The sequence below is a fragment of the Microbacterium sp. SORGH_AS_0888 genome (genome assembly GCF_030818905.1).
Lineage (GTDB): Bacteria > Actinomycetota > Actinomycetes > Actinomycetales > Microbacteriaceae > Microbacterium.
The window spans coordinates 111,505-132,974 of sequence record NZ_JAUTAZ010000001.1; the positions used below are offsets into that span (position 1 = coordinate 111,505).

21 protein-coding genes and 1 tRNA gene are annotated in these 21,470 nt (G+C 71.9%); 17 read left to right on the forward strand and 5 right to left on the reverse strand.

All coding sequences use genetic code 11. From position 1 onward, the window contains the following. The first annotated feature begins 20 nt into the window (after nt 1-20). The 3 genes from trmB (at nt 21) to QE381_RS00525 (ending at nt 2,267) form a co-directional block, all read left to right on the forward strand. Entirely contained in the window at nt 21-683 is a 663-nt protein-coding gene (gene trmB, locus QE381_RS00515; RefSeq protein WP_307220347.1) for a tRNA (guanosine(46)-N7)-methyltransferase TrmB, read from the forward strand. Nucleotides 684-838: 155 nt separating this feature from the next. Then, on the forward strand, nt 839-2,143 hold the full coding sequence (locus QE381_RS00520; RefSeq protein WP_307214535.1) for a hypothetical protein: 1,305 nt from the start codon (nt 839-841) through the stop codon (nt 2,141-2,143). A 51-nt stretch (nt 2,144-2,194) separates the two neighbouring features. Then, nucleotides 2,195-2,267, forward strand: a tRNA-Arg gene (locus QE381_RS00525). A gap of 21 nt (nt 2,268-2,288) precedes the next feature. Here the strand turns inward: QE381_RS00525 and QE381_RS00530 are convergent. After that, on the reverse strand, nt 2,289-2,777 hold the full coding sequence (locus tag QE381_RS00530) for a DUF6328 family protein (protein ID WP_307214537.1): 489 nt from the start codon (nt 2,775-2,777) through the stop codon (nt 2,289-2,291). Nucleotides 2,778-2,872: 95 nt separating this feature from the next. On the opposite strand from QE381_RS00530, the gene QE381_RS00535 reads away from it, so the two are divergent. Beyond that, nucleotides 2,873-3,328 carry a MarR family winged helix-turn-helix transcriptional regulator gene (locus QE381_RS00535; protein ID WP_307214539.1) on the forward strand — a complete coding sequence of 152 codons (456 nt, stop codon included), beginning with the start codon at nt 2,873-2,875 and terminating at the stop codon, nt 3,326-3,328. Here the strand turns inward: QE381_RS00535 and QE381_RS00540 are convergent. Beyond that, entirely contained in the window at nt 3,313-3,567 is a 255-nt protein-coding gene (locus QE381_RS00540) for an ATP-dependent DNA ligase (protein WP_307214541.1), read from the reverse strand. The genes QE381_RS00535 and QE381_RS00540 overlap by 16 nt on opposite strands. A 230-nt stretch (nt 3,568-3,797) precedes the next feature. Between QE381_RS00540 and QE381_RS00545 the strand changes: the two genes are divergently transcribed. The 9 genes from QE381_RS00545 (at nt 3,798) to prfA (ending at nt 15,217) form a co-directional block, all read left to right on the forward strand. After that, complete coding sequence (locus tag QE381_RS00545; RefSeq protein ID WP_307214543.1) at nt 3,798-4,595, forward strand: transglutaminase family protein; 798 nt, start codon at nt 3,798-3,800, stop codon at nt 4,593-4,595. 25 nt (nt 4,596-4,620) lie between these two features. Continuing rightward, nucleotides 4,621-6,300, forward strand: coding sequence for an arginine--tRNA ligase (gene argS, locus QE381_RS00550; RefSeq protein WP_307214545.1), 1,680 nt, complete (start codon nt 4,621-4,623; stop codon nt 6,298-6,300). Between the two features lie 7 nt (nt 6,301-6,307). Further along, nucleotides 6,308-7,120, forward strand: a complete 813-nt coding sequence (locus QE381_RS00555; protein ID WP_307214547.1) for a DUF2993 domain-containing protein — start codon at nt 6,308-6,310, stop codon at nt 7,118-7,120. 94 nt (nt 7,121-7,214) lie between these two features. Next, complete coding sequence (gene lysA / locus QE381_RS00560; RefSeq protein ID WP_307214549.1) at nt 7,215-8,627, forward strand: diaminopimelate decarboxylase; 1,413 nt, start codon at nt 7,215-7,217, stop codon at nt 8,625-8,627. Then, entirely contained in the window at nt 8,624-9,970 is a 1,347-nt protein-coding gene (locus QE381_RS00565; RefSeq protein WP_307214550.1) for a homoserine dehydrogenase, read from the forward strand. Before lysA ends, QE381_RS00565 begins: the two co-directional genes overlap by 4 nt. Nucleotide 9,971: 1 nt before the next feature. Next, complete coding sequence (gene thrC, locus QE381_RS00570; RefSeq protein WP_307214552.1) at nt 9,972-11,060, forward strand: threonine synthase; 1,089 nt, start codon at nt 9,972-9,974, stop codon at nt 11,058-11,060. After that, nucleotides 11,057-11,992, forward strand: coding sequence for a homoserine kinase (thrB, locus tag QE381_RS00575; RefSeq protein ID WP_307214554.1), 936 nt, complete (start codon nt 11,057-11,059; stop codon nt 11,990-11,992). Before thrC ends, thrB begins: the two co-directional genes overlap by 4 nt. A gap of 167 nt (nt 11,993-12,159) precedes the next feature. Next, nucleotides 12,160-14,115 (forward strand): transcription termination factor Rho, encoded by a 1,956-nt coding sequence (gene rho / locus QE381_RS00580; protein WP_307214556.1) that lies wholly within the window; start codon nt 12,160-12,162, stop codon nt 14,113-14,115. 22 nt (nt 14,116-14,137) lie between these two features. After that, complete coding sequence (prfA, locus tag QE381_RS00585) at nt 14,138-15,217, forward strand: peptide chain release factor 1 (protein ID WP_307220349.1); 1,080 nt, start codon at nt 14,138-14,140, stop codon at nt 15,215-15,217. Nucleotides 15,218-15,236: 19 nt separating this feature from the next. On the opposite strand, the gene QE381_RS00590 is transcribed toward prfA, so the two are convergent. Genes QE381_RS00590 through cysK form a run of 3 tightly spaced genes read right to left on the reverse strand, consistent with a single transcriptional unit; the run spans nt 15,237 to nt 18,098 of the window. After that, on the reverse strand, nt 15,237-16,586 hold the full coding sequence (locus tag QE381_RS00590) for an amidase (protein ID WP_307214558.1): 1,350 nt from the start codon (nt 16,584-16,586) through the stop codon (nt 15,237-15,239). Between the two features lie 2 nt (nt 16,587-16,588). Then, nucleotides 16,589-17,158, reverse strand: a complete 570-nt coding sequence (gene epsC, locus QE381_RS00595) for a serine O-acetyltransferase EpsC (RefSeq protein ID WP_307214560.1) — start codon at nt 17,156-17,158, stop codon at nt 16,589-16,591. Nucleotide 17,159: 1 nt separating this feature from the next. After that, nucleotides 17,160-18,098, reverse strand: a complete 939-nt coding sequence (cysK, locus tag QE381_RS00600; RefSeq protein ID WP_307214562.1) for a cysteine synthase A — start codon at nt 18,096-18,098, stop codon at nt 17,160-17,162. A gap of 75 nt (nt 18,099-18,173) precedes the next feature. Between cysK and prmC the strand changes: the two genes are divergently transcribed. From prmC to QE381_RS00620, 4 genes are read left to right on the forward strand one after another with little or no spacing between them, the layout of a single operon-like run. After that, nucleotides 18,174-19,097, forward strand: coding sequence for a peptide chain release factor N(5)-glutamine methyltransferase (prmC, locus tag QE381_RS00605; protein ID WP_373426880.1), 924 nt, complete (start codon nt 18,174-18,176; stop codon nt 19,095-19,097). 19 nt (nt 19,098-19,116) lie between these two features. Then, nucleotides 19,117-19,797 carry an L-threonylcarbamoyladenylate synthase gene (locus QE381_RS00610; protein WP_307214564.1) on the forward strand — a complete coding sequence of 227 codons (681 nt, stop codon included), beginning with the start codon at nt 19,117-19,119 and terminating at the stop codon, nt 19,795-19,797. Next, on the forward strand, nt 19,794-20,945 hold the full coding sequence (locus QE381_RS00615; protein WP_307214566.1) for an MraY family glycosyltransferase: 1,152 nt from the start codon (nt 19,794-19,796) through the stop codon (nt 20,943-20,945). The genes QE381_RS00610 and QE381_RS00615 overlap by 4 nt, the downstream gene beginning before the upstream one ends. Then, nucleotides 20,942-21,421, forward strand: a complete 480-nt coding sequence (locus QE381_RS00620; protein WP_307214568.1) for a hypothetical protein — start codon at nt 20,942-20,944, stop codon at nt 21,419-21,421. Before QE381_RS00615 ends, QE381_RS00620 begins: the two co-directional genes overlap by 4 nt. Nucleotides 21,422-21,470 lie beyond the last annotated feature (49 nt).

A 21,470-nucleotide genomic window follows, 5' to 3' on the forward strand; every position in this document is an offset into this window, starting at 1 on the left:
TCGTCCGCCGCAGCGGCCGGATGTCGGAGGCGCAGGAGCGGGCGTGGAACGAGCTCGGCGAGCGCTATCTGCTCCCGGTCCCCCGGGACGCGGCCGCCACCAGCGTCGCCCGCGATGCGCGGATCGACCCGGCGGTCGTGTGGGGGAGGCGGGCGCCCCTGATCGTCGAGATCGGTTCCGGCCAGGGGCACGCGATCGTCCACGCCGCCGGGCTGCGTCCCGACCACGACTTCCTGGCGGTGGAGGTGTTCCGCGCGGGTCTCGCGCGCACGATGCTGGATGCGGACCGCGCGGGCATCGCGAATCTGCGCCTCGTCGAGGCGAACGCGCCCGAGGTGCTGGAGCACCTCCTGCCGGCGGCCGCTATCGCCGAGCTGTGGGTCTTCTTCCCCGACCCGTGGCATAAGAAGCGGCACACCAAGCGCCGCCTCGTGCAGCCCGAGTTCGCCCGCACGGCCGGGCGTGCCCTGCGTCCGGGCGGCGTGCTGCGCCTCGCCACGGACTGGGAGGAGTACGCCGTGCAGATGCGCGATGTGCTCGACGCCGACGCGAGCTTCGTCCGCGACTTCGACGGGGAGTGGGCCGAGCGGTTCGACGGACGCGTGCAGACCGCGTTCGAGCGCAAGGGCGCCCGCGCCGGTCGCAGCATCCGCGATCTCGCCTACCGTCGTCCCGCGGGCTGAGCGCGATCGCGGCGGTGCCTTGACCACGACGCTGTGCAGAGCCTGAGCGAGAATCGCCCGCCATCGGCCATGATGGATCGCGGTGCGTTCGCGCGCCGTCACGCTACGACCGCCTTCGGTCGCCGACAGTCGCCGCCGAGCGGGGAGGGAGTCTCGTGAGCCGGTCCGGCATCGCACACGGATCCGCCGTCGTGGATGCGCCGGTGCGCCCGGCCTGGCCGCGCCGCACGGCGCGGCGCGCGTGGGCCGGGGTGAAGGACTGGGTCGGCGACGCCGTGCAGACGGACCCCGGCATCCGCCGTCCGTCCCGGCGTGACCTCGGCGCCGTGACGCTCCTCTGGGGCATCGGGCGCCTCGTGAACGTCCTGCTGCTCGGCGGCTGGTACCTCGTCTCCAAGGCGGCGAACTGGGGCTTCGGCGCGCCCGGCTATCCCGCGAAGGACTTCCTGTCGTTCCTCACCGACTGGGATGCCGACCGCTACGGGCGGATCGCCGAGATCGGCTATCCGCCGAACCTGCCGCTGGACATGTACGGCGACGTCGAGCCCAACGACTGGGCCTTCCTGCCGGTGTTCCCGTTCCTCGAGCGCACGGTCGCCGGCGCGACGGGGATGAGCTGGCAGCTGGCGGGCGTGCTCCTCAGCATCCTGTTCAGTCTCGGTGCGACGATCGTGCTGTTCCTGCTGCTGCGCGCGGTCACCAAGCCCGGCGCGGCGTGGTGGGCGACCGTGCTGTTCACCTTCGGACCGCTCTCGTTCATCTTCGTCATCGCCTACGCCGAGTCGCTGTTCCTGTTCCTGCTGTTCGCGGCGCTCCTGCTGGCGGTGCGCCGCCGGTACGTGTGGACCCTGGTCATCGGCGTCGTGTGCGCGTACACCCGCCCGGGCGTGCTGGCGCTGGCCCTGGCGCTGGGGATCGTTTTCCTCGTGCGGTGGGCCCGTCGTCGCAGCGACCCGTTCCCGCTCAGGGAACGTCTGCGGCTGTGCGCGGCCGGACTGGTGATCGCGGCGGCGGGCCTGTCGTGGTCGTGGATCGCCGACACCGTCACGCGCACCCCGCACGCCTACATCCTCACCGAGACCGCATGGTGGACGCCCCTGATCGGGACCGGCGAGTTCGTGCCGCTGACCCCCTGGTTCCGGTTCGCGGGCATGTACCTCGGCATCCTCGGCATCGTCCTGGTCCTGGCGATCATGATCGGGTTCTTCTGCTGGATGTGGTCGACCCCGGTGCGTCGGCTGGGTCTCGTGGTCGCCGCCTTCGGCCTCAGCTACGGGCTGTACCTGTTCGGCGTCTTCCTGCCGCAGCAGAGCCTGTTCCGGCTCATGCTGCCGATGGCGCCGCTCCTCGGCGACGAGCGCCTCTCCCGCACCCGGCGTCGGCGTGCCGTCACCCTCGGGGGAGCGCTCGTGCTGCAGGTCGCGGCGGTGCTGCTGCTGTGGACGATCGGCTATCCGTGATCCCTCCCGGGTCGGTCGTCGCGCCGCGCGGATGATAGGCTCGATCGGTACGCCTCCGTAGCTCAGGGGATAGAGCGTTGGTTTCCGGTACCAAAAGTCGGGGGTTCGAATCCCTCCGGGGGCACGGCGTACGGGCCCGGACTTCTCAGGAAGTCCGGGCCTTCTTGCTCGATCTGCGGCGCGGGATCGCGAGCCACATGACGGCGACCCCGACGAGGGAGACGCCCAGCGCCACGATCCCCGCCGCGCGGTCCGTCGTGACGCCGAACACGAACCCGATGACGCCGGCGACGAGCACGGAGACGATCGCCAGCATGGCCAGCAACAGGCGATCGCCGAGTCGTACGAGCCGCTCCTTCTGGCGGTCGCGGAACAGGCGCCGGTGCAGGACCACCGGTATCAGGCCGATGAGCGCGGCGGCGCCCGCCAGGCTCACGAGGCACAGGTAGAACGCCCGCTCGGGCACCGGGAGCTCGGCGAACGTGGGCTGGAAGGCGACGGCGAGCAGGAAGCCCGAGAGGATCTGCGTCCCGGTCTGGACGGCGCGCAGCTCCTGCAGGATCTCGGACCAGTTGCGGTCGGAGCGCTCGTCGGCGGTCTCGTCGCGACCGTCGTCGACGGCATCGTCCGTCATCCCGACCATGGCAGCCCCCGTCGTCGTCGCACTCGCTGTGCCGTTCGAGCGTAGAATCCCTTCGCGACCGTCCGCCAGTGCACCCAGGGGAAGACATGCCCGACACCGAGGAGTCGACCCGTCAGGAGTCCGTGGCTCGTGCGACCGAGCGGCTGCGGCTGGCCGAGTCGAGACTCGCGCGGCGCCGGCAGACCGACTGCGGGCCCAGCGAGAACGCACGCGCCGCGATGCGGTTCGTCTACGAGCGTTCGGACGCCGACGAGGACGTGACGCCGACGGCGATCGCCGAACACCTGGGCGTGTCGACGGCGGCCGTGACGGGGATACTCGATCGTCTTCGCGCCGGCGGGCTCGTCACCTTCCGTGCGCACCCGAGCGATGGGCGCAGCAAGCTCGTCGTCCCCGTCGACCGCTCCGTCGATCTGGACGACATCGATCCGCTCACGGCGAAGATCCGGCGGCTGTCGGCGGGGCTCTCCGAAGAGGCCATGGTGGAGATCGCCGGCTTCCTGGATGCCGTGGCCGATGAGGTCGATCAGGAGTGCGTCTGAGCCGCGTGGACGGCTGAGCTCGTCTCGGCGACGGGCTCGGGAAGCAGCGTGAGCCCGTTCGGACCGCTCGCCTCGGACATCAGGGCCTCGACCCATGCGCGGTTGATCGCCGGCGTTCGCGACCCGAAGAAGTGGAACACGATCGGGACCGCGGGATGCACCCAGACGCTTTTCGGGCCGAGCCCGTCGGTGCGGTCGAGGTGGAACATGAACGGCTCGTTGCGCCGAAGCTTGTTCATCACGACAATACGGAGGTGGGCAAGCAGTCTGTCGTCGATGTCGAAAGAAGATGTGCCATCGGAGTAAATGAATCTGCCCATGCGGACAAGGTACAGGACGGGTTGCGGTTAACCAGAGTGATTAACTAGCTTAACTAGTTTTCTCGTCGGGGCACCTCCCGCCCGTGGCAGTCGGCCCGTGACGACGGCCTCGTCGCCGCCACCCGCTCCGCGCATGCGAGGATTGCTCGGTGCAGCGCGCCGTCTCCGCAGAGCTCGACCTCGACATCGGGGGCTCCGTCGACCTCATCTTCCAGATCACGGCCGCCCAGAGCGTGCCGCTGTCGAGCGAGCGCCTCGTCTTCGAACAGGGAGGACGCACCTACACGGCGACCGAGATCGTCGACCAGGCCGGCAGCCGTCTGCATCGCCTGACGGCGGAGCCGGGCCTCCTCGAGGTCCGTTACGAGGCGATCGTCGAGGGCCGGGCCTCGGAGACGCGGACGAGCGATCTCGAGGCCATCACCTACCTGCGCCCGAGCCGCTACTGCCAGTCCGACGAGGTCTTCACGCAGGCACGCCGTCAGTTCCGCGGTCTCTCGGGCGAGGAGCTCGTCGTCGCGGTGGACGACTTCGTGGCGAGCACCGTGACGTACACGCCGGGCCTGAGCCTCGGCACCGACAGTGCCGTGACGACGCTCATGACCGGACAGGGCGTCTGCCGCGACTACGCGCATCTGGTCATCGCCCTGCTGCGGGCGATGGACGTGCCGGCACGCTACACCGCCTGCTACGCCCCGGACCTGGTCCCGATGGACTTCCACGCGGTCGCCGAGGCCTACGTCGACGGGGCCTGGTACGTCGTCGACGCCACACGTCTCGCACCGCGCGGCACGCTCGTGCGCATCGCGACGGGCCGCGACGCCGCCGACTGCGCCTTCCTCAGCTACCACGGCGGCTCCGTCGGGCTGTCGCGGATGCGCGTGACGGCCTGGGCGGGCGACGATGGCTCCGGCGACGACTTCCGCACGCTCACACGGCTGGCCTGACGCGCGACCGTAGGATGGAGGGCCTATGGATCCCCAGCAGCTCTCCGAAGCCCTCCTCGCCGTCGTCGCCCCGCTCGCCGAGGAGCGACGAGCGGGATCCGCCGCCGAGCTGACCGCCGCCGACATCGTGTTGGAACGGCCCAAGAACCGCGACCACGGAGACTGGGCCTCCAGTCTCGCGCTGAAGCTCGCGAAGCCCCTGGGCGTCGCGCCCCGCGAGCTCGCCGCGCAGATCGCCGAGGGGCTCGGGGCCGTGCCGGGCATCGCGTCGGTGGAGGTCGCAGGCCCAGGGTTCATCAACATCCGCCTCGACGCCGCGGCCGCGGGCGCGCTGGCCAAGACCATCGTCGAGGCCGGCGCCGCGTTCGGCACGAACGAGTCCCAGCGCGGCAACACGATCGACCTGGAGTTCGTCTCGGCCAACCCCACGGGACCGCTGCACATCGGCCACACCCGGTGGGCGGCGCTCGGCGACGCGATCGCACGGCTGCTCGTCGCCTCGGGGGCGACGCTCGTGCGCGAGTTCTACATCAACGACGCGGGCGCGCAGATGCAGCGTTTCGGCCGATCCGTGCTGGCGGCGGTGAAGGGGGAGGACACCCCCGAGGGCGGCTACGCGGGCTCCTACATCCAGGACCTCGCCGAGCGCGTGCGCGCGGCGGAGTACGAGGGCGTCGTCGGCGGCATCCTGCAGGCCGAGGCGGATGCGCAGCTCGCCTTCGCGACCGAGCTCGCGTACACGCTGCAGCTCGGTGAGATCCAGGCCTCGCTCGAGGCGTTCAACGTGCACTTCGACGTCTGGTTCAGCGAGCGGGTCCTCCACGCCCACGTCGACGGCGCCCCGAGCCTCGTCGACGAGGCCGTGGAGCGTCTTCGTGCGCAGGGCCACGTGTTCGAGCAGGACGGCGCCGTCTGGGTGCGCACGACCGCGTTCGGCGACGACAAGGACCGCGTCATCCGCCGCGCCAACGGCGAGTACACGTACTTCGCCGCGGACGCCGCCTACTACCTGAACAAGGGGGATCGCGGCTTCGCGCACAAGATCTATCTGCTCGGCGCGGATCACCACGGCTACGTGCACCGCCTGAAGGCGCTCGCGGGCGCGGCGGGCGACGACCCGGACAAGGACATCGAGGTGCTGATCGGTCAGCTCGTGTCGGTCAACGGAGCCCGACTCAGCAAGCGTGCGGGAAACATCATCGAGATGGACGACCTGCGCGAGTGGCTCGGGACGGACGCGCTGCGCTACTCGCTCGCGCGGTTCCCGGCCGACTCGCCGCTGACGCTCGACCCCGAGCTGCTGCGCAAGCGCACGAACGACAACCCCGTCTTCTACGTGCAGTACGCCCACGCGCGCACGCACAACGTCGCGCGCAACGCGGCCGAGGCCGGGGTCGATCGCAGCGAGTTCGCCCCCGAGACCCTCACGCACGAGACCGAGTCCGCGCTGCTGGGCGCGCTGCAGGAGTTCCCCCGCCTGGTCGCCTTCGCCGCCGACCTGCGCGAGCCGCACCGCATCGCGCGGTACCTCGAGGAGCTCGCGGGCCTGTACCACCGCTGGTACGACAGCTGCCGCGTCATCCCGCTCGGCGACGCGCCCGTCGAGCCCGTCCACCGCACGCGGCTGTGGCTGAACGACGCGACCGGCCAGGTGCTGCGCAACGGTCTCGACCTGCTGGGCGTGAGCGCCCCCGAGCGAATGTGACCCGGCGGTGACCGGCGCATCGCGGGACACGTTCCCGTTCCCCGAGACGGAGCCGGACGCCCCGCGTCGCCGGCGCCGCGCATGGCCCTGGCTCGTCGCCGTCGGGATCGTCCTCGTGCTCGCCGCGGGCGCCGTGCTCGGCGGCGAGTGGGTCGCGCGCGACCTCGTCACGAAGGCCGTCACCCAGCAGCTGTCGGCGCGCCTGGGCGTGCCGGCGGGCACGAAGGTGGATGTCGACATCCCGGGCTCGCTGCTGCTGCAGCTCGCGACCGGGACGATCGACACCGCGACCATCACGGCGCCCGACGTCGAGACGGACGGCTTCTCGGGCGACGTGTCCCTCACGCTGCGCGACGTGCGGGTGCGCGAGGGCTTCGCGATGAGCGACGGGTCCGCGACCGTCCGTCTCGACGCGGCCCAGTTGCGCGCGCTCCTGTCACGGGTCGACGGCTTCCCCTCCGACACGGTCGGCCTCGCCGCGCCGGATGTCACGATGTCGGTCACCCCCTCGGTCCTGGGCGTCTCCGTCCCGCTCGGCGTCGGGCTCACCCCTAGCGCGGACGCCGGCGACCTCGTGCTCACGCCGGCCACTCTGACCCTCGGCGGGTCCGCCATCACGGCCGGCGACCTGCGCGCGCGTCTGGGCGGGCTCGCCGACGACGTCCTGCACGACTGGCGGGTGTGCCTCGCCGAGCGTCTCCCGCGCGGGCTGGTGCTGACGGGCGCTGCCGTGACCGGAGACCGCCTCGAGGCCGACTTCCGGGTCGACGGCGCCCTGCTGACCGACCCCGCCCTGCGCGAGCGCGGCAGCTGCTCCTGAGCGTGCTGCCCGGCATCCCCTAGACTGCAAGGACTGCGCGACCGGTGAACCGCCCCGGTCCGCGCGAGAAACCCTGCATCCGATTGGCTCTCCTGTGTCCGCCTCGCCCGCCCGCTCCTTCGCGCCGTCCTGGCTCACCGTGCCGGAGGACGTGAACGCACTGGCCGCGGGCGTCTGGCCTGACTCGGCCGCACGCGATGACGAGGGCGCGCTGAGCGTCGGAGGGGTCGATGCCGCACGGCTCGCCGAGACCTATGGCACGCCGCTCTACGTGCTCGACGAGGGCGAGGTGCGTGCCCGCGCGGCGCGCACGCGGGCCGCGTTCGAGCAGGCCGCCGCCGCGCACGGCACGACCATCCGCGTCTACTACGCCGGCAAGGCGTTCCTGTCCACCGAGGTCGTGCGCTGGGTGATCGAGGAGGGGCTGAACGTCGACGTGTGCTCCGGCGGCGAGCTCGCCGTGGCGCTCGCCGGCGGCGCGTCCCCCGAGCGACTCGGCTTCCACGGCAACAACAAGTCCGTCGCCGAGCTCACCCGCGCCGTGCGCCTCGGCCTCGGCACGATCATCGTCGACTCCCTCGTCGAGATCGACCGGCTGGCGGCGATCACGGCCGCCGAGGGCGTCGTCCAGAACGTGCTCGTCCGCGTCAACACCGGCGTCCACGCCGAGACCCACGCGTTCCTGGCCACGGCCCACGAGGACCAGAAGTTCGGCTTCCCGCTCGCCGACGCCACGGCGGTCGTCGCGCGCATCCGCGCCGTCCCCGGCCTGCGCTTCCTGGGCCTGCACTGCCACATCGGCTCGCAGATCTTCGGCGTCGCCGGGTTCGCCGAGTCCGCGTCGCGCCTCGTCGCGGTGCACGCCGAGCTCGCGGCCGAGGCGGACGTGCCGTTGCTGAACCTCGGCGGGGGATTCGGGATCGCCTACACGAGCGCGGACGACCCGAGCCCCATCGAGGACATCGCCCACGGCGTCGTGGCGGCGGTCGCGCGCGCGTGCGCCGCGCGCGGCATCCCCGTTCCGCAGCTCGCGGTCGAGCCGGGGCGCTCGATCGTGGGTCCGGCGGGCGTGACGCTCTATCGCGTCGGCACGACCAAGCAGGTGCGTGTGGACGCCGATCACGAGCGCCGCTACGTGAGCGTCGACGGCGGGATGAGCGACAACGCCCGCACGGCCCTGTACGGCGCCGCCTACTCCGCACGTCTGGCCTCGCGCCGCAGCTCCGCCGACCCCGTGCTCACGCGCGTCGTGGGCGTGCACTGCGAGTCCGGTGACATCGTGGTGGAGGACGAGTACCTGCCCGGCGACCTCGCTCCCGGCGACCTGCTGGCGGTCGCGGCGACCGGCGCCTACTGCTTCTCCCTGTCCAGCAACTACAACTACGTGCCCCGCCCGCCGGTCGTGGCGGTGCACGGCGGCGAGGCCCGCGTCATCGTGCGCGGCGAGACGGTCGACGACCTGCTCGCCCGCGACGCCGGGATCGCCGCGATCGAGAGGACCGCATGATCGACTACCGGAATCTGCGCGTGGCGCTGCTCGGCGCCGGGGCCGTCGGCTCCCAGGTCGCGGCGCTGCTGCTCAAGCACGCCGATGAGCTGGCCGACCGCGCGGGCGCCTCGCTCGAGCTCGCCGGCATCGCGGTGCGCGACCTGGACGCGCCGCGCGACGTCGACCTGCCCCGCGAGCTCTTCACGACGGATGCCGAGTCTCTCATCGTCGGGGCCGACATCGTGATCGAGCTCATGGGCGGCATCGAGCCCGCGCGCGCGTATCTCCTGCAGGCGATCAACTCCGGGGCGGATGTCGTGACCGCCAACAAGGCGCTCCTCGCCACGCACGGCAGCGAGATCTTCGACGCCGCGGACCAGGTCGGCGCCGAGGTCTACTACGAGGCCGCCGCAGCCGGCGCCATCCCGATCATCCGCCCGCTGCGCGACTCCCTCGCCGGCGACCGCGTGCAGCGGATCATGGGCATCGTCAACGGCACGACCAACTACATCCTGGACCGCATGGACGTGGAGGGCGCCGAGTTCGCCGACGTGCTCGCCGAGGCGCAGCGACTGGGATACGCGGAGGCAGACCCCACGGCGGACGTCGAGGGCTACGACGCGGCGCAGAAGGCCGCGATCCTCGCCTCGCTCGCGTTCCACACGAGCGTCCCGCTGGACGCCGTCCACCGCGAGGGCATCACGCAGATCGACGCGACGCTGATCGAGGCCGCCCGCAAGGCCGGGTACGTCGTGAAGCTGCTCGCGGTGTGCGAGCGCCTCACGGGTGAGACCTCGGCCAGCGGCGAGGCGATCTCGGTGCGCGTCTATCCGGCCCTCATCGCCCGGTCGCACCCGCTCGCGAGTGTCCACGGGGCCAACAACGCGGTCTTCGTCGAGGCCGAGGCCGCGGGGCCCCTCATGTTCTACGGCGCCGGCGCCGGCGGCGTGCAGACCGCGTCCGCGGTGCTCGGCGACGTCGTCTCGGCGGCGCGGCGCCACATCGCCGGCGGCGTCGGTGTGGGGGAGTCGACCCGCGCGAACCTCCCCGTCGTCCCGATCGGACGAGCCGTGACGCGATACCAGATCACGCTCGAGGTCGCCGACCAGCCGGGAGTCCTGGCCACGGTCGCCGGCATCCTCAGCGAGGGGAACGTGTCGATCGCGACCGTGGAGCAGACCGTCGTCGACCCCGCCGGGGTGGGCGCAACGACCGAGACCGAGACAGGCGCGCGCGTCGCGCGCCTGGTGATCGGCACGCACAGAGCACGAGAGCAGGATCTCAGCGACACCGTGGAGCGACTCGCCGCGAGCGACGTCGTCGAACGGGTCGCCTCGGTCCTGCGCGTGGAAGGAGACTGACATGGCACACGTCTGGCGCGGAGTCCTCCGCGAGTACGCCGATCGGCTCGGGGTCACCGAGGCCTCGAACGTCGTGACCCTCGGCGAGGGGGGGACCCCCCTCATCCCGGCGCCGGCGCTCTCGCGGCTCACCGGCGCGGATGTCTGGGTCAAGTTCGAGGGAATGAACCCGACGGGATCGTTCAAGGACCGCGGCATGACCGTCGCGATCTCGCGCGCGATCGATCACGGCGCGAAGGCCGTGATCTGCGCCTCCACGGGCAACACGTCGGCCTCCGCGGCCGCGTACGCCGCGCACGCCGGCATCACCGCCGCGGTGCTCGTGCCCGAGGGCAAGATCGCGATGGGCAAGCTCAGCCAGGCCGTCGCGCACGACGGCAGGCTCATCCAGATCCGCGGCAACTTCGACGACTGCCTCGAGATCGCCCGCGAGCTCGCCGACAACTACCCCGTGCACCTCGTGAACTCGGTCAACCCCGACCGCATCGACGGTCAGAAGACCGCCGCGTACGAGGTCGTCTCGCAGCTGGGCGACGCTCCGGACTACCACTTCATCCCCGTCGGCAACGCCGGGAACTACACGGCGTACACGCGCGGCTACCGCGAGGAGGCCGAGCGCGGGGTGGCGACGAAGGTCCCGAGGATGTTCGGCTTCCAGGCCGCCGGCTCCGCCCCGCTCGTGCGCGGCGAGGTCGTGAAGAACCCGGAGACGATCGCGAGCGCGATCCGCATCGGCAACCCCGCGTCCTGGCAGCTCGCGCTCGAGGCGCGCGACGCCACCGACGGGTGGTTCGGCGCGATCGACGACGACCGCATCCTCGCGGCCCAGAAGCTCCTGGCCGGGACCGTGGGCGTCTTCGTGGAGCCGGCCTCCGCGATCTCGGTCGCGGGTCTGCTCGATCGCGCGGAGGCGGGCGTGGTGCCCGCGGACGCGAAGGTCGTGCTGACCGTGACGGGCCACGGCCTGAAAGATCCGCAGTGGGCGCTGCGTACCCCCGACGGCGGCGAGGTCACGCCGACGGTCGTGGACGCGACGGTCTCCGAGGTCGCCTCCGTCCTCGAGCTCGCCCCCGCCGGGGCGCAGGCGTGACACAGGCCCCCGGCCGCAGCGTCTCGGTGCGGGTGCCCGCGACGAGCGCGAACCTCGGCCCCGGTTTCGACACGCTGGGACTCGCGCTGAGCGTCTACGACGAGCTCGCCGTCACGGCCCTCGAGCCGGGACGCCTCGAGATCGAGGTCGAGGGCTCCGGCGCCGACTCCGTCCCACGGGATGCCTCGCACCTGGTGGTGCGGGCCATCGCGTACGCCTATGACGCGGTGGGGCATCGGATGCCGGGACTGCGTATCCGCGCGCGCAACGTCATCCCGCACGGGCGCGGCATGGGATCCTCCGGCGCCGCGGTGGTGTCGGGACTGCTCGCGGCGAAGGGACTGCTCGCGGACGAGGTGGAGCTCGGTCCGGATCTGCTGCTGCGCCTTGCCACCGAGATGGAAGGTCACCCCGACAACGTCGCTCCGGCCCTGTTCGGCGGGCTCACGATCGCCTGGGTCGACGAGTCGGGCCCGCAGCACAAGAAGCTGCTGGTCCACCGCGGCGTCTCCCCGATCGTCTTCGTGCCGGAGTTCACGATGTCGACCTCGGTCGCGCGCAGCCTGCAACCGCTTCAGGTCTCGCGCGAGGACGCCGTGTTCAACGTCTCGCGCTCCGCGCTGCTGATCGCGGCCCTCACGCAGAGCCCCGAGCTGCTGATGGCGGCGACGGAGGACAAGCTGCACCAGAGCTACCGTGCGAGCGCGATGCCCGAGACCGACCGGCTCGTGCGCGCGCTGCGGGCGGCGGGTTTCGCCGCCGTCGTCTCGGGCGCCGGACCGAGCGTCCTGGTGCTCGCAGACGGCCCCGGACGTCGCCTCGAGGCCGCGCGGGTGGTGGACGCGCATGCGGACACACCGTGGGAGGCCCGCATGCTCGCCGTCGACGTCAAGGGTGGTACAGTGAGGGACAACGCGGAGGGTGCCACGTGATCATCGTGTATCCGGCCTCCGTCGCAGATCTGCGAACCGCCGCGCGAATTCCCGCTTCCGACCCGACAGTCGTCGCGGCCTGCCTCTGAGTTTCACGAGAGGTCTGCCTGGGCGCGTCCGCCGGTCGCGCGGGCGCGCATTTCCACACGTTTCACAAGGGAGAACTCGTGGAGTCCATCTCCGAGATCCAGACCACCGATTCGGCTGCCGACGAGATCGTCGAGCCGACCGAGACCACCGCCGTTTCGTCCACGGACGCCGAGGCGGCTCCCGCCGCCGCGGCGGAGCCTGCGGCCGCTGCGCCGGACGAGCCGGCCGCCGCGGAGCCCGCGGCTGCCGAGGAGCCCGCGGCCGCCGCCGAGCAGGAGCCCGTGGTCGAGAAGCCCGTCAAGGCACCGCGCAAGCGTGCCCCGCGTCGCGCGAAGAGCACGGATGTTCCGGCCGAGCCGGCCCCGGCGCCCGCCGCTGAGGAGACCCCCGTCGCCCCGGCCCCGGCTGCCGAGGAGACCGCGGCTGCCGAGGAGACCGCGGCTGCCGAGGAGACCGCGGCTGCCGAGGAGACCGCGCCCGCGGAGACGCCGGCCGCCGAGACGGCGCGCGCGGAGGTCGTCGGCGAGGCGAGCCCCGTCGAGACGGGCGAGAGTGCGGCCGCACAGCCCGAGGCCGCGACCGAGACCCCTGTCGCCGAGACCCCCGTCGCCGAGACTCCGGAGAACGGCGATCAGGGCGAAGGCAGCAGCCGCAGCCGCAGCCGCAGCCGTTCGCGCAACCGCAAGCGCGGTGGCACGCAGGCCGATGCCCAGGGCAACGGTCAGCCGGCCGCGGCGAGCCAGCCCGCCCCCGCCGCCGAGTCCGGCGACGACGAGCAGCAGGGTGGCCGCAACGGCAACCGCCAGCGCAACAAGCGCCGCGGCGCCGCCGACGAGTTCGAGCCGGAGATCGGCGAGGACGACGTGCTCATCCCGATCGCCGGCATCCTCGACGTCCTGGACAACTACGCCTTCGTGCGCACGACGGGCTACCTCGCGGGTCCGAGCGACGTCTACGTCTCGCTCGGCCAGGTGAAGAAGTACAACCTCCGCAAGGGCGACGCCGTCGTCGGGGCGATCAAGCAGCCCCGCGAGGGCGAGCAGCAGGGGCGTCAGAAGTACAACGCCCTCGTCAAGGTCGACGCGATCAACGGCCTGTCGGTGGAGGACGCCGCCTCCCGCGTCGAGTTCGGCAAGCTCACCCCGCTCTACCCGCAGGAGCGGCTGCGTCTGGAGACGGCGCCGGAGAAGCTGACCCAGCGCATCATCGATCTCGTCGCCCCGGTCGGAAAGGGCCAGCGCGGCCTCATCGTCGCCCCGCCGAAGGCCGGCAAGACCATCGTGCTGCAGCAGATCGCGAACGCGATCGCCCTGAACAACCCCGAGGTGCACCTCATGGTCGTTCTCGTCGACGAGCGGCCCGAGGAAGTGACCGACATGCAGCGCACGGTCAAGGGCGAGGTCATCGCGTCCACCTTCGACCGTCCGGCTGAGGACCACACCACGGTCGCGGAGCTCGCGATCGAGCGCGCGAAGCGTCTGGTCGAGCTCGGCCGCGACGTCGTCGTGCTGCTCGACTCGATCACGCGTCTCGGACGCGCCTACAACGTGTCCGCGCCCACGAGCGGCCGTGTGCTGTCGGGCGGCGTCGACGCCTCGGCCCTCTACCCGCCCAAGCGGTTCTTCGGCGCGGCGCGCAACATCGAGAACGGCGGATCGCTCACGATCCTCGCGACCGCCCTCGTCGAGACCGGCTCCAAGATGGACGACGTGATCTTCGAGGAGTTCAAGGGCACGGGCAACAGCGAGCTGCGGCTGTCGCGTCAGCTCGCCGACAAGCGCATCTTCCCGGCCGTCGACGTGAACGCCTCGTCGACGCGTCGCGAGGAGATGCTCCTCTCGCCCGACGAGGTCAAGATCACCTGGAAGCTGCGTCGTGCCCTCGCGGGCCTCGACACGCAGCAGGCCCTCGAGGTCGTGCTCGGAAAGCTCAAGGAGACGCAGTCGAACGTCGAGTTCCTCGTGCAGATGCAGAAGTCGATCCCGGCACCCGCCGGCGGTCACTCGCACGGACACGAGAACGACATCCGCTGACCTCCGCGTGTCCGCCCCCGGCATGTTCGCCTCGGTCGAGGCGCTGATCGACGAGCACCGAGCGGTGCAGATCGAGCTCAGCGACCCGGCCGTCCACGCCGACGCCGCGCGTGCGAAGCGCGTGAACCGGCGCTACGCCGAGCTCTCGCGCATCGTCAAGGCGCATGAGGACTGGCTCGCTGCCACCGACGACCTGGCGGCCGCCCGTGAGCTCGCCCGTGAGGACGAGGCGTTCGCGGAGGAGGTCCCGGCGCTCGAGGAGCGCGTGGCGGAGGCGCAGGAGCGCCTGCGTCGCCTGCTCATCCCGCGCGATCCCGATGACGCGCGCGACGTGATCATGGAGATCAAGGCAGGCGAGGGCGGCGCCGAGTCGGCGCTGTTCGCCGCCGACCTGCTGCGGATGTATCTGCAGTACGCCGCCTCGCAGGGATGGAAGACGGAGCTCCTCGAGCGCAACGAGTCGGACCTCGGCGGCTACAAGGACGTCCAGGTCGCGATCAAGGGCTCGTCCACCGACCCCGCGCAGGGCGTCTGGGCGCATCTGAAGTACGAGGGCGGCGTGCACCGCGTGCAGCGTGTGCCCGCGACCGAGTCCCAGGGACGCATCCACACCTCGACGACGGGAGTGCTGGTCTTCCCCGAGGTCGACGAGCCCGAAGAGGTCCACATCGACCCGAACGACCTGAAGATCGACGTGTTCCGCTCCTCCGGCCCGGGCGGGCAGTCGGTCAACACCACCGACTCCGCCGTGCGCATCACGCACCTTCCCACGGGGATCGTCGTCTCGATGCAGAACGAGAAGAGCCAGCTGCAGAACCGCGAGGCGGGCATGCGCGTGCTCCGCGCGCGGCTGCTGGCGAAGCAGCAGGAGGAGCAGGACGCGGCGGCCGCCGACGCCCGCCGCTCGCAGATCCGTGGCATGGATCGCTCGGAGCGCATCCGCACCTACAACTTCCCCGAGAACCGCATCGCCGATCACCGCACGGGCTACAAGGCGTACAACCTGGACCAGGTCATGGACGGCGCGCTCGGCCCCGTCATCGAGTCCCTGATCGCTGCGGACGAGGAAGAGCGTCTCGCGGCCCTGGCGCCGGAGTCCTGACCGCGCGCGGCGCGGCTCGTCACCAGCGGGGCGGATGCGGCAGCGGGCCGCGGCGCGCCTCGAGCTGCGCCGCCAGGCGGAACAGCTCGGCCTCGCCGCCGGGACGCCCGACCAGCTGAGCCGACACGGGGTGTCCCGTCGCGTCCCGGGTGACGGGGATCGTGATCGCCGGCAGCCCCGCGACGTTCACGAAGCTCGAGTACGGGGCGTACTGCACCTGCTGCGCGAAGTTCCGTTCCGGGTCGCCCGGGTCGAACCATCCCACCGGTCGCGGCGGCAGCGCGAGCGCCGGCGTCAGCACGGCGTCGTAGGGGGCGAAGGCCGCGATCGTCTCGCGCTCGAACTCGACCGCGGCGGACTGAGCTGCCGCCAGCTCGCCCGACGGCAGCTCCCTGCCCTCGCGCACGAGCCACGCCGTGATCGGCTCGACGCGCGCGAGCTCCGCCTCGGACAGGGACAGCCGCGCCGCCGAGGCGCGCCACAGCACCCGGAACAGCGCCGCGTACCCGTGCGGTCGCCAGCGCGCCGCCGAGACCGCGTTCCCGGCGTCGGCGAGCGTGTCCGCAGCCCAGGAGACCGCCATCCGTGCGGCGGCATCGAGCCGGATGTCCTCGTCGTCGTCCCACGGCGACACCGTCGTCACCCCGACGCGCAGGGCGCCGGCGTCGCGGGGGAGAGGCGCGGCGGGGGCGAGCGCGCGCCAGACGAGCTCGGCGTCCGCGACGCTGCGCGCCAGCGGTCCCGTGACGACGAGCCCCGTGGGGGAGTCGACCGCGATCCGCCCGCGCGAGGGTTTGAGCCCGACGACCCCGACGGTCGCCGCCGGGATGCGGATCGAGCCGCCGCCGTCGGACCCGATGGCGACCGGCAGCATCCCCGCTGCGACCGCGACGGCGGCGCCGCCCGACGATCCGCCGGCGCCGTTGCGCGGATCCCACGGATCCCGTGCGGCGGGCGCGACGGCGGACTCGGTGTAGCCGGTGAGTCCGAACTCGGGGGTGTTGGTCTTGCCGAGCGAGATCGCGCCCGTCGCATCCAGCGCCAGCGCGAGCGGGTCGGACGTCTCCGGCACGTGGGCGGCCCGCGTGAGCGAGCCATATCGTGTGGGGACCCCCTCGCGGGCCACGAGGTCCTTGTCGGCCGTCGGCAGCCCCCACAGCGCCGCGTCGGAGCGCGCCGCCGCCGGGGTGGTGGCGTCGAGCGTCTCGGCACGGTCCAGCGCCGCCTCCGCGGTGACCTCCACGAAGGCCCCGAGCTCGCCGTCCCGTCGTGAGATGCGGTCGAGGAAATGCGCCACGGCCTCCTGCGGCGACACCTGGCCGGAGCGGAGCGCGGCTCGCAGCTCGACGGCGCTGCGCTCGTGCAGCACCGTCAGATGCTGTACTCGGGAGCCATCAGCAGCGCCCGCGTGTCCTCGCCGAGCCGACGCGCCCGCGCCTTGGCGGGGATCCCGACGAGCACGCTGTCCTCCGGGGCGTCGCGCGTCACGACGGCGTTGGCGCCCACGGCCGAGCCCGCGCCGATCACGACGGGCCCGAGCACCTTCGCGCCCGCCCCGACGACGACGCCGTCGCCGAGCGTGGGATGCCGCTTCCCGCTGTCGCGGGTCCGTCCCCCGAGCGTGACGCCGTGGTACAGCATGACGTCGTCGCCGATCTCCGCCGTCTCGCCGATCACGACGCCCATGCCGTGGTCGATGAAGAAGCGCCGGCCGATCGTGGCGCCCGGGTGGATCTCGATGCCCGTGAGCCAGCGCGTCAGCTGCGATCCCGCGCGCGCGAGGAACCGCATCCGGCGCTGCCACAGCACGTGCCACAGCCGATAGGCCCAGATGGCGTGCAGGCCCGAGTACAGAAGCGCGATCTCCATGCCTCCGCGCGCGGCGGGGTCGCGGAGCTTCGCGGCGGAGATGTCCTCGCGCAGACGTGAGACGGCGCTCATCTCAGTTCTCGCGGAGGTCCTCATAGAGGGCCGTGGAGAGGTACCGCTCGCCGGCCGAGGGGATGATGACGACGATGTTCTTGCCGGCCGCCTCCGGGCGGGCGCCGATCTGCAGGGCCGCCCAGATCGCGGCGCCGCTGGACATGCCGACCAGGATCCCGTCGCGCGCGGCGGTCTCGCGGGCGACGCGGATGGCGTCGTCGAACTCGACGTCGACGACCTCGTCGATGATGTCGCGGTTGAGGACCTCGGGGACGAAGTTCGGCCCGATGCCCTGGATCTTGTGCGGACCGGGGTGTCCCTTGGTGAGCAGCGGGGAGTCGGCGGGCTCGACCGCCACGATCTTCACGCCCGGCACGCGCTCCTTCAGGACCTCGCCGACGCCCGTGATCGTGCCGCCCGTGCCGATTCCGGCGATGAAGTAGTCGACCTTGCCGTCGGTGTCGCGGAGGATCTCCTCCGCGGTCGTGCGCCGGTGGATCGCCGGGTTCGCCTCGTTCTCGAACTGGCGGGCCCAGACGGCGCCGGGGGTCTCCGCGACGATGCGCTTGGCCTCGTCGACCGCGAGCGTCATGCCCTTGGTGGGGTCGGTCAGCACCAGCTCCGCGCCGAAGGCCTTGAGGAGGATGCGGCGCTCCTTGGACATCGACGCCGGCATCGTGAGGATCACCCGGTAGCCGCGTGCGGCCCCGACCATCGCCAGCGCGATGCCGGTGTTGCCGCTGGTCGACTCGACGATCGTGCCGCCGGGCTGCAGCTCGCCCGATGCCTCGGCCGCGTCGACGATGGCGATGCCGAGGCGGTCCTTGACCGAGGACGCGGGGTTGTAGAACTCGAGCTTGGCCAGGACCTGGGCGTCGATGCCCTCCGTGACGTTGTTGAGCCGGACGAGCGGGGTGTCGCCGAAGGCGGACGTGATGTCGGGATGGATGCCGGGCATTGCTGGACCTTTCGCGAGATGGTGCGATCTGAGCGCACAACAAGACTAGGCGCGCGACTCTTCCCGCCGTCGAATATGACGCCGGCGATAGGGTGGTGTCTCGTGCCCGATCCCGCCGAGACCGCCCCCGAGGCGGCCGCCGTCCCCCTGCGAGCGCTCGTGGCGGATGCCGTGGCCGTCCTGGCGCGCGCCGGGGTGCCCGATCCGCAGGTCGACGCCGAGCTCCTGCTCGCCCACGTCCGCGGCACGTCGCGGGGCGAGGTGCAGGCCGCGGCCGTGCGCGGGGACGCGGCCGAGGGGGGCGTCCCCGCCGCGTTCGCGGCGCTGGTGGAGCGGCGCGCGGCGCGTGAGCCGCTCCAGCACCTGACCGGTCGCGCTCCCTTCCGCCACTTGGAGCTGCGCGTCGGACCCGGGGTCTTCGTCCCGCGGCCCGAGACCGAGATGGTCGCCCAGCTCGCGATCGACGCGCTCACCGCCGCGGCGTCGCCGTCGCCGATCGCGGTCGACCTCGGCACGGGATCCGGTGCGATCGCCCTCGCCCTCGCGACCGAGGTGCCCCATGCGCGGGTGCACGCCGCGGAGAACTCGGTGGACGCCTTCATCTGGGCACGGGAGAACTTCGACGCGGTGGGCCCGCCCCAGGCGCGACTCGCGTTCGTGGACCTCGCGGACGCGTTCGGCGAGCTGGACGGACAGGTCTCGGTGGTCGTGTCCAACCCGCCCTATGTGCCGGATGCGGCGATCCCGCGGGATCCGGAGGTCCGCCGCTACGACCCGCCTCGAGCCCTCTACGGCGGCGAGGACGGGCTGGATGTCGTCCGCGTCCTCAGCCGTGTCGGGATGCGTCTGCTGCACCCCGGCGGGATGCTCGTGATCGAGCACGCCGAGGTGCAGGGCGACGCCGTGCGGGAGCTGCTCGCCGCGGACGGCTGGCGCGCCGCCGCGACGCATCGCGACCTCACGCTCCGCGATCGTGCGACCACGGCGTTGCGGCCCTGACACGTAGACTGGGCGCGTCATGTCCTCCCATTTCGACTGCCGGGACGAGTCCCAGCTCCTCGCCGGCATGCGTCAGGCGCGCGCCGCCATCGGCCGCGGCGAGCTGATCGTCATGCCGACCGACACCGTCTACGGCGTCGCCGCCGACGCCTTCAGCCCCGCCGCGGTGCAACGGCTGCTCGATGCGAAGGGCCGCGGGCGGCAGTCCCCGCCCCCCGTGCTCGTGTCCGGGCTGAACACCGTGCGCGCTCTTGTGACCGAGGTGCCCGAGCCGATCGAGCAGCTGCTGGCCGCCCATTGGCCCGGCGGCCTGACGGTCGTCCTCCCGGCTCAGCCCTCGCTCGCGTGGGACCTCGGCGACACCGGGGGCACGGTGGCGGTGCGGATGCCCGCCCACCGGCTGGCCCTCGAGCTGCTCGAGGAGACCGGACCGCTCGCCGTCTCCAGTGCGAACCTCACGGGTCAGGCCGCGGCGGTCGACGTCTCGCAGGCGATGCGGATGCTGGGGGAGTCGATCGCGGTGTTCCTGGACGACGGACCGAGCTCGACCGGCGTCCCTTCGACGATCATCGACGCGACGGGCATCGCCCATGGCGGCGGCGGCCGCGTGCGGGTGCTGCGCGAGGGCGTCATCGACCGTGCGGCGCTGCGCGCGGTCCTGGGCGAGGTGCTGGAGCCCGACCCGTCAGAGGCGGCGTGACCCTCTATCTCATCACCGGGGCGCTCACCGCGCTCATCACGTTCGCGCTGGCGTGGGTGGTGTGGAAGCTCGCCCTGCGCTACCGCATCCACCCTGCGATCCGGGAGCGCGACGTGCACACCACGCCCACACCCCGGCTGGGCGGTGTGGCGATGTTCCTCGGCGTCGCCGTCGCGTTCCTCTTCTCCTCGCAGAACCCGTTCTTCGCCCTCATCTGGGCCGACCCGGTGCCGATGCTCGCGGTGCTGGGGGCGACGCTGCTCATCGTGATCGTCGGCGTCGCGGACGACCTGTGGGACCTGGACTGGATGATCAAGCTCGGTGCGCAGTTCCTCGCGGCCGGGGTCATCGTGTGGTTCGGCCAGCTGCAGATCTCCTCGCTGCCCATCGGGGGCATGACCGTCGGCTCCAGCTGGATGAGCTTCGTCCTCACGGTGCTCTCCATCGTGCTGGTCATGAACGCCGTGAACTTCATCGACGGCCTGGACGGGCTCGTCGCCGGCGTCTGCCTCATCTCCAACGGCGTCTTCTTCGTCTACTCCTATCTGCTCGTGCGCGACACGGGCGCGAGCACCTACTTCAACCTCGCCTCCTTCCTGGCGATCGTGCTCGTGGGAGCGTGTGTCGGATTCCTGCCGTTCAACTGGCACCCCGCGAAGATGTTCATGGGAGACGCGGGCGCCCTCATGCTGGGGCTGCTGATGGCCACATCGGCGGTGGCGATCACGGGACAGATCCAGCCGGCCATGCTCGACCCGGATCAGTTCGGACGGTCCCAGCTGCTGGGCGCGTTCATCCCCATCCTGCTGCCCGTCGCGGTCGTGCTCCTGCCGCTGCTCGACTTCGGGCTCGCGGTCGTCCGTCGGCTCCGTGCCGGGAAATCGCCGTTCGCCCCGGATCGCAAGCATCTCCACCACCGCATGCTCGACATGGGGCACTCGGATCTGTACGCCGTGCTCATCTTCTACGCCTGGACGGCCGTCATCGGCCTAGCGGTCCTGCTCATGTACATCGCCACCCGGGAGAACTGGTTCGGCCAGTACTGGATCGGGGTCGGCTTCGGCGTCCTGGGCGCCGCCGCCTGCCTCGTCGTGACCCTCTCGCCCCGACGCCGTCGCGTCCCGACCACCCCTCAGGAGAGCCTGTGAACCGCCCGACCATCTCGAGCACGCCGGTCCTGCGCACCGCCTTGACCTGGGCGGCGATCGTGACGGGCGTGCTGGCGGTCGTCGGCGCCGTCGCGGGATTCCTCGCGGGAGGCGGCGCCGGGCTGGCGAGCGCGCTGCTGGGCGTCGTGGTGGCCGCGGTGTTCCTGGCGATCACGGCCGCGAGCATCCTGATCGCGAACCGCTGGTTCGGCGATCCGCTGTACGTGCCGATCTTCTTCGGCGTCGTGCTGGGCGGCTGGCTCCTGAAGATCGTCCTGTTCGTGGTCGCTATGCTGCTGCTGCGCGGCGTGGCCTGGATCGATCGGCCGGTGTTCTTCGTCGCGCTTGTCGTGAGCGTGCTCGCCTCGCTGGTGGTGGATGTCGTCGTCCTCGCCCGGATGCGGCTGCCCCATGTGAGCGACACCACGCTGCCGACCGATCCCGAGGAGGGGGAGCGGCGGGATCCGGGCGTGTGAGCCGGATTTCCGGCACCGGATGCAACAATTCTGACACCGTGCGGTCCAG